The following is a 16,919-nucleotide window of genomic DNA, read 5'->3' on the forward strand; positions in this document are numbered from 1 at the left end:
TCAGATACGTCGCTGGCGCGTGAGCGCCGGGATCTTTGTCTCGGGCACTTCGATACGCTGCACCTGCCCCACCGCCGCGGCCACCAGTGCCAGCGTCGGCTGGCCGAACAGCACACGGACATCAGCCTCCATGCCTTCCTTGCGCATGCGTTCGATCAGCGTCACGACCAACAACGAATGCCCGCCCAGTTCAAAGAAATGGTCATGGCGGCCGACACGCTCGACCTTCAGCAACTCGGCCCACAACGCTGCGAGCTTCATCTCGGTGTCACCCAGTGGGGCTTCGTATTGACGCACGGAGTACGCGTCACTGGCGGGTACCGGCAGGGCCTTGCGGTCGAGCTTGCCGTTGGGAGTCAGCGGCAGTGTGTCGAGGTGTACGTAGGCCACCGGGACCATGTAGGCCGGCAACTGCGCTTGCAGGTGGCTGCGCAGGGCTTCGATGCCCACTGCTTGCGATTGGGTGAAATAGGCGACCAGGCGTTTGTCACCCGGCACGTCCTCGCGGGCCTGCACCACCGCTTCTTTCACGGCCTCATGCTGGGCGAGTTTGGCTTCGATCTCACCCAGTTCGATGCGGAAACCGCGAATCTTCACCTGGTCGTCGTTACGGCCGAGGTATTCGATGTTGCCATCGGGCAGATAGCGACCCAGGTCGCCGGTTTTGTACATCCGGGCGTTTGCAGCGCTGCTGAACGGATCCTTGAGGAAGCGTTCTGCGGTCAGATCATCACGATTGAGATAACCACGGGCGACACCCGCGCCACCGATGTAGATTTCCCCCGGTACACCCAGCGGCACCGGTTGCTGGTGCTCGTCCAGCAAATAGAACTGGGTATTCGCCACAGGCTTACCGATATGCGCGGCAAACCCGTCTTCGCGGGCCATCGACACCCAACTGGAGTAAGTCGTGGTTTCCGAAGGCCCATAGAGATTGCACAAGCGCTTGACCGAAGTCTGTTCGAACAGCGCTTCCACCAGACTGCGCTTGAGCGCTTCACCGGCCACGTTGACCGTGTCGACGCCATCACCCAGCCCACCGGACTCCAGCAGAGCCTTGAGCGCTGACGGCACGGTGTTGATCAGGGTGATGTCGTGCTCACCGTGTTGCAGTTCCAGTACATTAGTGACCACTTCGATGCTGCCGCCAGACGTCAGTGGTGCGAAGCATTCGTACACGGCCAAGTCGAAGTTCAGCGAGGTCGAGAACAGGGTTTTCGACAGGGTTTGAGCGTCAAAGGAGCGATGCGCCCAGGTCAGGAAGTTCACCGTATTGCGGTGCTCGATCATCACGCCTTTCGGCAGGCCGGTCGAACCCGAGGTGTAGATCACATACGCCAGATGCGCAGAAGTCAGCTCAGGCACCAACGGATTCAGGACGGATTCGTCCTGCCACAGCCCGCTACCGAGGTCGATCACTGGCATCGAGGCTTCTGCCAACAACCCAAGGGTTGCCTTCTGGGCCAAAACGACGGCCGGTGCACTATCCTCGAGCATGTAGGCAATCCGATCCGCCGGATACGCCGGATCCAGCGGCACATAACCGCCGCCCGCCTTGAGGATCGCCAGCAACCCCACCACCATGTCGACACCGCGCTCGACACAGATCGCCACCCGCGAATCCGGCTGCACGCCCTGCCCGCGCAGGTAATGCGCCAGTTGGTTGGCCCGTTCGTTCAATTCGGCATAAGTCAGGCGCTGCTCGCCATGCAGCACTGCCACCGCCTCCGGCGTGCGCTGCACCTGTTCCTCGAACAGCCCGTGAATGGTCTGTTCCAGCGGATACGCAGCCTCAGTGGCGTTGAACCGTTCCAGTTGCAGGCGCTCGGTTTCACCGAGCAAGGCAATCTCATCAACCGTCACATCGGCATCCGCCACCATCGCTCGCAACATGCGTTCCAGGTAACCGAGGTAACGCTCAATGGTCGTCTGATCGAACAGCGCCGTGGCGTATTCCAATGTTCCCTGGATACAACCGTCGACTTCGCCCAAGTCAAGGGACAGGTCGAATTTCGCCGTTCGCCTCGCCGCCCCCAGTGCTTCGAGCTTCAGATCACCCAGGACAAGCTCAACACCCTCGGTGTTCTGCCAGGACAACATGGCCTGGAATATGGCGCTGTGAGAGAGGCTGCGCACCGGTTTGACCAGTTCCACCACCTGTTCGAACGGCAGGTCCTGGTGGGCCTGTGCCTCCAACGTCTGCGTCTTGACCCGCTGCAACAGGACCTCGACGCTGGGCTGGCCCGACACGTCGATGGGCAAAGCCAGGGTGTTGACGAAGAAACCAATCAGGTCCTCGACTTCCCCTCGCCTGCGGTTGGCGGTTGGCGAGCCGATGACCACCATGTCCTGCCCTGAAAGCCGTGCGAGCACCGCGGCCCAACCGGCCAGCACGGTCATGTACAGCGTCGTTCCATGGCGCTGGCTCAAGGCCTTGAGGTCCGAGGCAAGCGCCGCATCGAAGCGCACCGCCAGGCTTGCGCCGGCATAATTCTGGTGTGCCGGCCGTGGACGGTCGGAGGGCAACATCAGCAGCCCCGGCGCATCGGCCAGCGCAGCTTGCCACCAGGCGCCCTGGCACTTGAGTACCTCGCTACTCAGCCAGCGGCGTTGCCAGACCGCGTAGTCGGCATACTGCACTTCCAGCGCCGGAAGTGGGTCATCTCGACCCTCGTGATAGGCGCTGTAGAGCGTGACCAGCTCCCGGGTCAGAACCCCTATCGACCAGCCATCCGAAACGATGTGGTGCATCGTCACCATCAGCACATGCTCGTCATCCGCCAACCGCACCAGCCGGCCACGGATCAGCGGCCCGCGCTCGAGGTCGAAGGCCGCGCCGGCTTCACTCTCGATCAGTGCCTGCATTGACGCCTGCGCCATGGAGTCGGCGCGCAGATCGAGAGTTTCCAAGGCAAAGCCACTGTCCTGGGCGTCGATACGCTGCCACGCCGGTAGTTCCGGACTCTGGACGAAGGTCGTACGCAGGGCCTCGTGGCGCGCCACGATCCGGTCCAGGGCCCGCTGCAACGCGTTGCGGTCCAGTGCTCCCGTCAGGCGCAAGGCCACCGGTAAATGATAGGCCGAGCTGGCTCCTTCGATCCGCGTCAGGAACAGCAGACGCTGCTGGGCGAAGGACAGCGGCAGCGGCTCATCCCGATCGACCGGCACGATCGACGGCAACGTACTGCGTGCCGCGCCGGATACCACCAGGGCCAGCTCGCTCAATTGCGAATGAGCGAACAGATCACCGAGTGTCAGCTCTACCCCAAGGCGCTGGCGCACCTGTGAGATCAGCCGCATCGCCAACAGCGAATGCCCGCCCGACTCAAAGAACCGATCATGCCGGCCGACCCGGTCCAGGCCCAACAGTTGCTGCCAGACGTCTGCCAGCAGCAGCTCGACATCGCCTTGAGGTGCCTCATAGGCCTGCAGACCCACGGCCGTCGACTCCGGCGCCGGCAGCGCCTTGCGATCCAGCTTGCCGTTGGGCGTCTGCGGCATCGCGTCCAACCGCACGTAGGCCACCGGCACCATGTACTCGGGCAGTTGCCCAAGCACCAGGGCCCGCAACGCCTCGGCCGTCGGTGCGTACGAGTCGGCCTGGGTGCGGTAATACGCGACCAGACGCTTCTCGCCGGGCAGGTCTTCGCGCGCGATGACCACGGCCTCGCTCACCCCCGGGCAACCGGCAAGCACTGCTTCGATTTCCCCCAGTTCTATGCGCAGGCCACGGATCTTGACTTGCCCATCGTTGCGGGTCAGGTACTCGATCCGGCCGTCCGGCAGGTAGCGACCGATGTCGCCGGTGCGGTACATCCGTGCGTCCGCCTGGACACTGAACGGATCCTTCACAAAGCGTTCAGCGGTAAGGTCCGCGCGGTTCATATAGCCCCGCGCCACACCTGCGCCGCCAATGCAGATCTCACCCGCAACGCCGACAGGCACCGGATTGCCGTGGTGGTCGAGCAGGTAGAAGCAGGTATTGGCGATGGGTCGGCCGATGCTGACCGAGCCGCCATCCGCTTCCAGCGCCCCGACCGGCATGGACGATGACCAGATCGTCGTTTCGGTCGGGCCATAGACGTTGAACAAGATCCGGACCCGCTCCGCCACGCGCCGGGCAAGGTCGGCGGGCAGCGCTTCGCCGCCGCACAGTGCCGCCAGCCCGGGCGCGCCTTCCCAGCCCGACTCCAGCAACATGCGCCAGCTAGCCGGAGTCGCCTGGGCCAGGGTGATGCCGTGGGAGGCGATCATCCGGGCCAGCACCTGCCCGTCACGGCCCTGGTCACGGGAGGCCAGCACCACCTGCGCACCGCAGACCAGCGGCAGGTAGAGTTCCAGACCGGCGATGTCGAAGCCCAGGGTGGTCAGCGCCAGCATCCGGTCGGAGGGTGTCACGTCCAGGGTGTCGCGCATCGCCCACAACAGGTTGACCACATTGCGGTGCTCGACCATCACGCCCTTCGGCCTGCCGGTCGATCCCGAGGTGTAGAGCACGTAGGCCAGGTGTGCCGAAGTCAGTCCGGGCACGGACGGATTGTCCAGGGAGAAAGCCTGGCCCTCGGCACTGTCGAGATCAACGACCTCCAACCCGGCGTCGGCCAACAAGCCTCGGGTAGCACCGTGCACCACCAGCGCCAGCGGCGCGCTGTCGTGAAGCATGTAGGCCAGACGTTCGTTCGGGTACGCCGGGTCCAGGGGGACGTAGGCCGCGCCCGACTTCAGAATACCCAGTAGCCCGACCAGCATGTCCGGGCCGCGCTCCACACAGATCGCCACCCGATCGTCCGGGCGCACGCCCTGGGCAAGCAGGCGATGGGCGAGCCGGTTGGCCTGCCCGTTCAGTTCGGCGTAGCTCAACGAGCGGTCGCCAAAGACGACGGCCACGGCATCAGGTGATACCTGCGCCTGGACCTGGAACAGTTGATGGATCGTCTGCTCCAGCGGATAGCTGACTTGCGTGGCGTTCCAGGTGTCCAGCAACAGCTCAAGCTCGGCCGGCGGCAGGCTTTGCAGCGTATGCAAGGGAGTATCGGGCGCGCTTTCCAAGGCGCTGACCAGGCTGTAGAGCGTGGTCTGCATGTAGTCCGCGATACGTCGGGCATCGATCCCGGCCATCGCCTGCACAACCAGCTTGAATCCTTCGCCTTCATCATCCACTGCCAGCGACAACGGGTAGTTGGTGCGTTCCTCGCCACCGAGAACCTCGATGCCCTGCCACACTCCCTCAGCCCCGACCTCCACTGTCTCGGCACTGTGACGGTAATTGAGCAACGCACTGAATAGCGGTGTCGGCGCCGTCACACCGCTGCAACGCTGGGCCAGCGCCAGCGGCGCGTGCTCATGTCCCAACAGCTCGGTGAGCCGCCTGTGGATGGCCTTGACCGACTCACGTGCGACCGGCTCACCAAGGCTGACCCGCAACGGCAGGGTATTGATGAACATGCCCAAGGCACGGTCGGCGCCGTCCCCCGCCTGCATCCGCCCCAACAGCACCGTGCCGAAGACCACTTCGTCGCGACCGCTGACGCGGCCCAGTACCTGGGCCCAGGCCAGGTGCATCACGCTCGCCGCGCTGACACCCAACCGCCGCGCCTGCCCACGCAGACGCCGGCACAGCCCCGCCTCCAGCGCCTGTTTCACCTCCTCCACATCATTGCCGTCGCCCTGCACGTCCTGGCGACCGAACGGCAACGTCGGTTCCTCGATATCGCCGAGCATTTCGCGAAAGAACGCTTCATGTTCTTCTTGGCTGCCACCCAAGAGGGCCTGCCCCACGTAGTTGCGGTATTGCACCGCAGGACCCAACTCGTGCGCCCTATCGAGCAGGTGGGCCTGCATTTCATGCACCAGGGTTTCCAGTGCGGTGTGGTCCAGCACCGTATGGTGGAACAGCAGCGTCGCGACCCAACGCTGGTTGGGCGCGTCCTCGGCCACGATCAGACGCAACATCGGCGCCTGGCGCAGATCCAGCCGGTAATGCCGGGCGTTGAAGCGCTCATGGGACTGCCTGGCGATGTCACCGCGAGCCGGATCGGGCATGAAGGTTTCCAGATGCAGCGGTGCCTGGCGCCAGACAATCTGAACCGGCTCGTCGAGGCCTTCCCAGGCGAGCGACGTGCGCAGAATATCGTGACGGTCGATCACTTGCTGCAGCGCCCTGGCGAAGGCATCGAAGCGCTCGCGGCTGTCGAAGGCGAACTGTGATTGCAGCAGATAGGGATCACCCTGTCCGGCAGCCAGATGGTGGTAGAGAATGCCTTGTTGCAACGGTGCCAGCGGATAGATGTCCTGGACATTGCTCACGCCGCCCGGCACGCCCGCCACCAGACGATCGATCGTCGCCTGGTCCAGGGCAGTCAACGGCAACATGTCCGGAGTGATCCGCTGGCAGCCTTCGATGATCGCGTTGGCCGGCACCACCACCTCGCGATGCCCGCCTACCGCAGCGGCCAAAGCCTGCAATGTCGGCTGGCTGAACAGCATGCGCACATCGACCGCCAGACCGAGCTGGCGCATCCGTTCGATCAACCTCATCGCCAGCAACGAATGGCCGCCCAGTTCGAAAAAATCATCATGCCGACCGATCCGGTCCACACCCAGCAACTCGCGCCAGATCTCGGCCAGGCGGATTTCCGTGTCACCCTCGGGCGCTTCATGACCACGGCCCGAATAGTCCTCGCTGCCAGGGGCCGGCAAGGCGCGGCGGTCAAGCTTGCCGTTCGGCGTCAATGGCAACGCATCGAGGCGCAGGTAGGCCGACGGCACCATGTGCCGGGGCAAATGCACCTGCAATTGCTCACGCAGGCTATCGATCGTCGGGGCCGGGGCCTCACCCTCCTGCACCGTGTAGTAGGCCACCAGACGTTTGTCCCCCGAAGCGTCCTCGAGCGCAACGACCACCGCCTCCCGCACGCCGGCACAATCGCCGAGCCGGGACTCGATTTCTCCCAGCTCGATGCGCTGGCCGCGGATTTTCAGTTGCCCATCATTGCGCCCCTGATACTCGATGTTGCCGTCCGGCAGGTAGCGCCCCAGGTCACCGGTGCGGTACATCCTGGCGTCCTCGGCCGGACTGAAAGGATCCCTCACGAAGCGCTCGGCAGTCAGTTGTTCACGGTTCAGGTAACCCCGCGCCACCCCCGCGCCGCCGATGTACAGCTCGCCCGTCGCACCGACAGGAACCGGTTGCAATCGGGCATCGAGCAGGTAGACCCGGGTATTGCCCACCGGCTTGCCGATATGCAGCACCGCCTGCGTGGCGTCGATCCGCCCCGAGGTGGCGACCACGGTGGTCTCGGTGGGGCCATAGTTGTTGATCAGCTCGAAAGCAGCGTCCACCGGCAGCTTGCGCAGGCGATCACCGCCGATCAGCAAGGTGTGCAAGCGCTGGTGGCCCAGGTTGCGACCAAAGGCATACTCAGCCACCGGGGTGGGCAGGAAGCACACATCCAGGGCCTGGGCCTGCCACCAGTCGAGTAACCCATCGACATCCTCACTGCCTGCATGGGCCGGTGGCAGCAACAAGGTGGCCCCCGCGCACAGTGCCGGCCAGACCTCCCAGGCGGCGGCGTCGAAACCGAAACCGGCCACACTCGAGGTGCGGCTGTCGCGTCGCACCCCGAAGGCCTCGCAATGCCAGCCCACCAGGTTGCGCAAGTTACGATGTTCGACCATCACCCCCTTGGGCTGGCCGGTGGAGCCCGAGGTGTAGATCACATAAACCAGATGCCCCGCGTCGAGCCCGGACACTTCCGGGTTGGCCACGGCTTCGGCAGCGTTGTTCTGGTCTGGGTCCAGATTCAGCACCGGTACCAAGACCTCGCCCAGGAGCAAGCGTGTGGAAGATTGCGCCAGCACCGCCACCGGCGCGCTGTCCTGCAGCATGTAGGCGATACGTTCCGCCGGATAGGCCGGGTCCACCGGGACATAACCCGCCCCGGATTTCAACACGCCCAGTAGCCCGACGATCATCTCCAGGCTTCGTTCGGCACAGATCGCCACCCGGTCATCCGGGCGGACCCCCAGAGCCAGCAATCGGTGGGCGAGTCGATTCGCCCGGACGTTGAGTTCGCCGTAGGTCAGCGTCTGACCTTCATACACCACCGCCACCGCTTCAGGCCGGGCACTGGCCTGGTCTTCGACCTGCCGGTGGATCAACGCAGCACCGGCATAGACCCGGTCCGTCGCGTTCCAGGTTTCGAGTACCTGACGGCGCTCGGCCTGGGGCAGGATCGCCAGCCCGTGCAGTGGGGTTTGCGGCGCCTGTTCCAGCGCATCCACCAGGCTCATCAGGGCCGTCTGCATGTAGTCGCAGACACGGCTGGCCCCGATCCGGGAGTCGATCTGCGCCGTCAGGCTGAAGCCATCCCCCAGGTCATCGACGCTGAGAGTCAGCGGATAGGTAGTATGTGATTCGCCACCCAGTATTTCGATATTCTGCCAGACCGACGGAGTGTCCTGCCCAGCCGCCTGCTCGCTGGAGTTACGGTAGTTCAGCAACGCACTGAACAACGGCGTCGGTGCAACCACGCCACTGCAACGCTGGGCCAGTGCCAATGGGGCATGCTCATGCCCCAGCAGGGCTGTCAGTTGGGCATGAACCGCCTTGACGCCCGCCTTGACGTCCAGCTCATCGACATCGACGCGAAGCGGCAGGGTATTGATGAACATGCCCAATGCACGATCGGCTCCCTCGCCGCCCTGCATCCGGCCCATCAACACCGTGCCGAACACCACATTGCTGCGGCCCGATACCCGGCCCAGCACCAGGGCCCAGGCCAGGTGGTGCAGGCTTGCCGTGCCCACGCCCGAATGGCGGGCCAGGCTCCGCAGACGGCGGCTGAGGTCGCTGTCGAGTAGCCGTGTAGCGGTCTCGATATCGTGACCGTCACCCTGCACGTCCTGCAGACCGAACGGCAGTGTCGGCTCGTCGACGTCAGCAAGCATTTCGCGGAAGAAGCTTTCATGCTCCTCACGACTCACCCCCAGGCAAGCCTGGGCCACATAGTTGCGATACGGCGCGGGGGTGTCCAACTGCCCGGACTGGCCTTGCAGGTGCGCCAGCATTTCACGCTGCACCACTTTCATTGCCGCATGGTCGAGGGCGATGTGGTGGAACAGCAACATCGCGATCCAGCGCTGGTTGGACGGGTCTTCGGCGAACGCCAGGCGCATCAGCGGCGCCTGGGTCAGGTCCAAGGCATAGTGCCGGGCATCGAAGCGACGGTGCATTTGCGCGGTGACGGCGCCGGCCTGCGGATCCGCAACGAACGCCTCCACCCCCAGACGTGCTTCGCGCCAGACCACTTGCTGAGGTTCGTCGAGGCCTTCCCAGACGATAGCGGTCCGCAGGATGTCGTGGCGATCGATCACCACTTGCAACGCCTCGATGAACCCGTCCAGACGCTCGCGGCTGTCGAAAGCGAATTGCGATTGCAACACGTAAGGGTCGCCCTGTTCGGCGGCCAGATGGTGATAGAGGATGCCTTCCTGCAACGGCGCCAGCGGGTAGATGTCCTGTATGTTGCCCATGCCACCTGGAACCATCGACGCGATATGCTCAATGGCGTCCTGGTCCAGGTGGGTCAGCGTCAGCATGTCGGGTGTGATACGCGTACAGTCGAGCGGGATACCATTGGCCGGTACCACGATTTCGCTGCCGTTACCCACCGCTGCCGCCAGTGCGGCCAGGGTTGGCTGACCGAACAGCACGCGCACGTCGGCGCTCAGGCCGACCTGACGCATCCGTTCGATCAGGCTGACAGCCAGCAGGGAGTGGCCGCCGAGTTCGAAGAAGTGATCGTGACGACCGACGCGCTCGACCTTGAGCAGGTCTTGCCAGATCTGCGCCAGGGTGGTTTCGATTTCGCCTTGGGGGGCTTCGTAACCCCGAGTAATGACCGAGTCCAGCTCCGGTGCCGGCAGGGCCTTGCGGTCGAGTTTGCCGTTGGGGGTCAGCGGCATGGCGTCGAGACGCACATACGCCACGGGGACCATGTATTCAGGTAGTTGCGCTTGCAGATAACTGCGCAGGGTTTCGATGTCCACCGTTGCCGATTCAGTGAAGTAAGCCACCAGACGCTTGCCACCCGGCACGTCCTCGCGGGCCTGCACCACCGCTTCTTTCACGGCCTCATGCTGGGCGAGTTTGGCTTCGATCTCACCCAGTTCGATGCGGAAACCGCGGATCTTCACCTGGTCGTCGTTACGGCCGAGGTATTCGATGTTGCCGTCCGGCAGGTAGCGACCCAGGTCGCCGGTTTTGTACATCCGGGCGTTTGCAGCGCTGCTGAACGGATCCTTGAGGAAACGCTCTGCGGTTAGATCGTCGCGATTCAGATAACCGCGAGCGACCCCGGCGCCACCGATGTAGATTTCCCCTGGAACACCCAGCGGTACCGGTTGTTTATGTTCATCCAGCAAATAGAACTGGGTGTTCGCCACAGGCTTGCCGATGTGCGCGGCAAACCCATCTTCGCGAGCCATCGAGACCCAACTGGAATAGGTCGTGGTTTCCGAAGGCCCATAGAGATTGCACAGGCGCTTGACCGAAGTCTGTTCGAACAGCATTTCCACCAGACTGCGCTTGAGGGCTTCACCGGCCACGTTCACCGTGTCGACGCCATCACCCAGCCCACCGGACTCCAGCAGAGCCTTGAGCGCTGACGGCACGGTGTTGATCAGGGTGATGTCGTGCTCACCGTGTTGCAGTTCCAGTACATTAGTGACCACTTCGATGCTGCCGCCAGACGTCAGCGGTGCGAAGCATTCGTACACGGCCAAGTCGAAGTTCAGCGAGGTCGAGAACAGGGTTTTCGACAGGGTTTGAGCGTCAAAGGAGCGATGCGCCCAGGTCAGGAAGTTCACCGTATTGCGGTGCTCGATCATCACGCCTTTCGGCAGGCCGGTCGAACCCGAGGTGTAGATCACATACGCCAGATGCGCAGAAGTCAGCTCAGGCACCAACGGATTCAGGACGGATTCGTCCTGCCACAGCCCGCTACCGAGGTCGATCACTGGCATCGAGGCTTCTGCCAACAACCCAAGGGTTGCCTTCTGGGCCAAAACGACGGCCGGTGCACTATCCTCGAGCATGTAGGCAATCCGATCCGCCGGATACGCCGGATCCAGCGGCACATAACCGCCGCCCGCCTTGAGGATCGCCAGCAACCCCACCACCATGTCGACACCGCGCTCGACACAGATCGCCACCCGCGAATCCGGCTGCACGCCCTGCCCGCGCAGGTAGTGCGCCAACCGGTTGGCCCGTTCGTTCAGTTCGGCATAAGTCAGATGCTGATCGCCATGCAGCACTGCCATCGCTTCCGGCGTGCGCTGCACCTGTTCCTCGAACAGCCCGTGAATAGTCTGCTCCAGCGGATACCCGGCGTCGGTGGCGTTGAACGCCACCAGCAGTTGCTCGCGCTCCGCCGCAGGCAGAATCGGCAAGCCGGCCAATGGCGATTCAGGCGCACGCTCCAGCGCCTCCACCAGATTCGCCAGCGCCATTTCCATATAGGCACCGACCCGCTGCGCGCCGATCTGGACGCTCGCTTGCACCTCCAAGGCAAAGTCATCGGAGAAATCGTCCACCGACAGGATCAGCGGATAGTTGGTCCTTTCCTGGGCGCCCAGGGTTTCAATGCCCTCCCAAGCCTGGAGCGCTTCCGGAGCGGGTACCTGGGCCGCACCAGCGCTATGGCGGTAGTTCAACAGTGCGCTGAACAGCGGCGCCGGTGCCGCCACGCCACTGCAACGTTGTGCCAGGGCCAGCGAGGCATATTCGTGGCCGAACAAAGCGCTCAACCAGCCATGGGTGCTCTTTACCCCATCGCGTGCACTCTGCGCGCCCACGTCCACCCGCAACGGCAGAGTGTTGATGAACATGCCCAGTGCCCGGCTCAGGCTCTCTCCGGCCTGCATGCGCCCAAGCATCACGGTACCGAACACGACATCTTTACGTCCCGAGACACAGCCCAGCACCTGGGCCCAGGCCAGGTGGAAAATACTCGCCGCGCTGACCCCGAGTTGGCGGGCCTGCCCACGCAGGCGTCGGCTGAGTTCAGGCGCCAGCGGTCGATGGCTCTCCTCGATGGCGCTGCCGTCGCCCAGCACATCCTGCTGACCGAATGGCAGCGTCGGCTCATCGACATCGCCAAGCATCTTGACGAAGAAGGCCTCATCGGCCTGACGCTGGGCGGCCTGCCGGGTGCGCGCCACATAGTTCCGGTAAGGGACGGCAGGCTCAAGTTGGCCGCCCTGCCCGGTCAGCCAGGCCTGCATTTCATGCTGCACGATGGCCAGCCCGGTATGGTCGAGGACCATATGATGGAACAGCAGCAAGGCTACCCAACGCTGATTGGCCACGTCTTCGGCGAAGACGAGCAGCAGCAACGGTGCCTGACTGATATCCAGGCGGTACTGACGGGGATCGAAACGGGCCTGCAACTGCGCCATGACATCGCCCTCGCCGAGCGAGTCGCCAAGGTCCCTGACGCCCACTCGAGCCTGGCGCCAGACCACTTGGACCGGCTCCTCCAATCCCTCGCGCACGACCGCGCTACGCAGGATGTCGTGGCGATCGACCACGCTCTGCAAAGCCTCGACGAAGTCCGTCAGGCGCTCGCGCCGGTCGAAGCTGAAGCGGGCCTGCAAGACGTAGGAATCGCCACGGGCGGCGGTCAGGTGATGGTACAGAATGCCTTCCTGCAAGGGTGCCAGCGGGTAGATGTCCTGCACGTTGGCGGCGCCGCCGGGCACCGTCGCGATGATGCGATCGATGGCCACCTGGTCCAGCGTCACCAGCGGCAGCATCTGCGGGGTAATCCGCGTGCAGCCGGCGGGGATGGTATTGGCGGGGATCTCGACGTTTCCGGTCTGGCCGGCGTCGTATTGCCCGGCCTGGATCAGCTCGATCAGCGCAGCTTTGTGCTCGCGCAGCAAGGCCAGGACCGCCGGCTCGCTCAACGACTGCTTCCGGCCCCGCACCACGAGCTGATCGCCCTTGACCGAAAGCTGTACGTCTTTTTCCTTCAGGGTCGCCAACAGTTCGATCACGTTCACAGGACAATCTCCATTTTTTCTGTCATTGCCGCGTAATCCGAGAGCGTCGGCTGCTCGAACAGTGTCCGCACATCCGCTTCCATGCCCTCCTGGCGCATCCGCTCCATCAGGCTGACAGCCAGTAAGGAGTGCCCACCCAGCTCGAAGAAGTCATCGTGGCGGCCAACGCGTTCCACATTGAGAATTTCAGCCCACAGTTGGGCCAACGTGATTTCGGTGTCGCCCACCGGGGCTTCGTAACCGCGGCGGATGACGCTCGCCAGGTCCGGTGCCGGCAAGGCCTTGCGATCGAGTTTGCCGTTGGGGGTCAACGGCAGCAGGTCGAGGCGCACGTAGGCTGACGGGACCATGTAGCCCGGCAGCCTGGATTGCAGGTGCATGCGCAGGGTTTCGATGTTCACCGCCGCGTCTGGATCATGCTGTGTGAAGTAGGCCACCAGACGTTTTTCCCCCGGCATGTCTTCGCGCACCAGTACCACGGCATCCTTCACGCCTGCATGCTGGGCCAGCCTGGCTTCGATCTCGCCCAACTCGATGCGGAAGCCACGGATCTTCACCTGGTCATCGTTGCGGCCCAGGTATTCGACCCTGCCATCCGGCAGATAGCGGCCGAGGTCACCCGTGCGGTACATACGGGCGTTCGCAACATCACTGAACGGATCGCAGAGGAAGCGTTCGGCGGTGAGCTCATCGCGGTTCAAGTACCCCCGCGCCACCCCCGCGCCACTGATGTAGAGTTCGCCCGCTACGCCCACCGGTACAGGCTTGCCGTGAGCGTCGAGCAGGTAGAGCCGGGTATTGGCTATGGGCCGACCGATACTGACCGGGCCGCCGTCCGACTCCGGGTCTTCAACCGGGGTGGACGATGACCAGATCGTCGTTTCGGTAGGGCCGTAGACGTTGAACAGCGTCTTGACCCGGGCACCCAGGCGTTGGGCCAGCTCAGCGGGCAACGCTTCACCGCCGCACAACGCGGTCAGTTGCTGATCCCCCAGCCAACCCGACTCCAGCAACATGCGCCAGCTCGCCGGGGTGGCCTGGGCAACGGTGACGCCATGGTGGGCGACCAGCTCGGCCAGGGATCGACCGTCGCGCCCCTGGTCGCGGGTCGCCAACACCACGCCCGCACCGCAGACCAGCGGCAGGTACAGCTCCAGGCCAGCAATGTCGAAGCCCAGGGTGGTCAGTGCCAGCACGCGATCGGTCGGCGCGACAGCCAGGGTGTCGCGCATCGCCCACAGCAGGTTGGTCAGGTTGCGGTGTTCGACCATCACCCCCTTCGGCTTGCCGGTGGAACCCGAGGTGTAGATCACATACGCCAAGTGAGCCGGGGTCAGGTCCGTCACGGACGGGTTGCCCGTCGGCCGGTCCAACCAGGCATCGCCGTCGACGGCAATGAGCGGAATCGCGGCCTCTGTCAGCAGCCCACAGGTGCCGGCTTCCGCCAGCACTGCTGCAGGCGCGCTGTCCTCCAGCATGTAGGCGATCCGATCCAGCGGGTAGGCCGGGTCCAGTGGCACATAGCTGCCGCCCGCCTTGAGGATCGCCAGCAGCCCCACGACCATGTCGACGCTGCGCTCGACACAGATCGCCACGCGCGAATCCGGCTTCACACCCTGCTCAAGCAGGTAATGCGCCAACTGGTTGGCACGCGCATTGAGCTCGCGATAGCTCAGCTGCTGCCCACCCTGCTGAACCGCCAGGGCTTGCGGCGTGCGCTCCACCTGGGCTTCGAAGGCGCGGTGGAAAATCGGCTCTTCCGGGTAGTCGACTTGCGTCGCGTTGAACGTCTCCAGCAGTTGCTCGGACTCTTCCGTCGGCAGGATCGCCAGTTGGTGCAGCGGCGCCTCGGGGGTCTGCTCGAGCATCCATATGAGGTTGTGCAACGCCTGTTGTACATAGCCGCACAGACGCTGAGCGCCAATCCGCGCCGGGGTCATGATGCTGAAGCTGAACCCCGCGCCCTGATCGTCGACCGACAGGGTCAACGGATAGTTGGTCCGTTCTTCACCGCCAAGCAGTTCGATACCGCTCCAGGCCGTCAGCGCCTCGGTCGAAGCGACCGTGGCGGTGTGGCGATAGTTGAGCAAGGCACTGAACAGCGGCATGGGTGCTTCCACGCTGCTGCAGCGCTGGGCCAGCACCAGCGAAGCATGCTCATGGCCCAGCAGCGCGGTCAGGCGGGCATGGGTCGCCTTGACCCCGGCACGCACCCCGACCTGTCCCAGGCTCACCCGCAAAGGCAAAGTGTTGATGAACATTCCCAGGGCCCGGTCGGCCCCCTCGCCCCCCTGCATCCGCCCGACCAGCACGGTGCCAAACACCACGTCGTCCCGTCCCGACACCGCGCCCAGCACCTGCGCCCAGACCAGGTGATACAGGCTGGCGGGGCTCACACCCAACTGACGGGCCTGGCTGCGCAGACGCCGTGACAGGTCCGCGCTGACGTCCTGGCGCACCTCTTCGATACCACTGCCGTCACCCTGCACATCCAGCAAGCCGAACGGCAGTGTCGGTTCGTCGACGTCACTGAGCATGTCACGGAAAAACGCTTCATGGGCCTCGCGACTCACGCCCAGACGTGCCTGCGCCACATAGTTGCGATAAGGTACCGACGCGGGCAGATGTTGCGCCTGACCGAGCATGTGCGCCTCGATTTCCGCGGCCAGCACCCCCAGCGAAGTGGCATCGTCCACCAGGTGATGGAACAGCAGGATGCCCACCCAGCGCTGGTTCGCCGGGTCCTGGGCATAAGCAACCCGCATCATCGGTGCCTGACGGATGTCCAGGCGGTAATGACGTGGATCGAAGCGCTCATGCAGTTGCCCGGCGATGTCCCCGGCTGTCGGGTCCAGCAGCACCGGTTCGACATCCAGTTGCGCTTGCCGCAGGACCACCTGCACAGGCTCGGCCAGCCCCTCCCAGAACACGGCCGTGCGCAAGATGTCATGCCGTGCGACGACAACCTGCAGCGCCTGGGTGAAAGCTTCGAGACGGCTGAAGGTATCGAACGCAAACGTCATGTACTGAAGGTAGGGATCGCCCTGCACGGCAGCGAGATGGTGGTAGAGAATGCCTTCCTGCAACGGCGCCAACGGGTAGATGTCCTGCACGTTGCTGGCGCCACCGGGTACTCTTGCAACCAGTCCGTCGACCGCCTGTTGATCCAGGTCGGCCAACGGCAGCATATCGGGAGTGATACGGGTGCAACCATCGGGAATACCATTGGCCGGTACCGTTACTTCGCGGGCACCGCTTACCGCCGCGGCCAGCGCTGCCAGCGTTGGCTGGCCGAATAGCACCCGGACGTCGGCGGCCAGATCGATCTGACGCATACGCTCGATCAGTTTCACCGCCAGCAACGAATGGCCGCCCAGTTCAAAGAAGTTGTCCTGGCGCCCCACCTGCTCGAGCTGGAGCAGGTCTTGCCAGATCCCGGCAATGGCGCTCTCGACCGCGCCTTGAGGGGCCTCGTAGCCGCGGCTCACCACCGAGGACTGATCGGGCACCGGCAACGCCTTGCGGTCGAGTTTGCCGTGGCTGGTCAGCGGGAAAGCGTCCAGCAACACAAAGGCGCTCGGCACCATGTGCTCGGCCAGAGTGCCGAGCAGGCGCAGGCGCAGATCAGCGGCGGTGAGTTGTACATCCGCCATGGCGATGACATAAGCCACCAGGCGTTTGTCGCCCGGTTGGTCTTCCCGGGTAATGACCACCGCTTCGCGGACTCCTTCGCAATCGGCCAGGGTCGCCTCGACTTCTCCCAACTCGATACGGAAACCGCGGATCTTCACCTGGTCGTCGTTGCGTCCCAGATACTCCAGGCTGCCGTCGGCCAGCCAGCGTCCCAGATCGCC

Annotated in this window: 2 protein-coding genes (1 of these 2 only partly in view); both read right to left on the bottom strand. The window is 64.1% G+C overall.

Going from position 1 to position 16,919, the window contains the following annotated elements; all coding sequences use genetic code 11:
* Complete coding sequence (locus LOY35_RS16305; RefSeq protein WP_258624804.1) at positions 1-13,065, bottom strand: non-ribosomal peptide synthetase; 13,065 nt, start codon at positions 13,063-13,065, stop codon at positions 1-3.
* Positions 13,062-16,919, bottom strand: the 3' end of a protein-coding gene (locus tag LOY35_RS16310; protein WP_408981159.1) for a non-ribosomal peptide synthase/polyketide synthase. It continues 20,511 nt past the right edge of the window; only the last 3,858 of its 24,369 coding nucleotides appear in the window; its start codon lies off the right edge, out of view; its stop codon occupies positions 13,062-13,064. Before LOY35_RS16310 ends, LOY35_RS16305 begins: the two co-directional genes overlap by 4 nt.

Origin of the sequence: Pseudomonas sp. B21-028, from assembly GCF_024749045.1 — a bacterium.
Lineage (GTDB): Bacteria > Pseudomonadota > Gammaproteobacteria > Pseudomonadales > Pseudomonadaceae > Aquipseudomonas.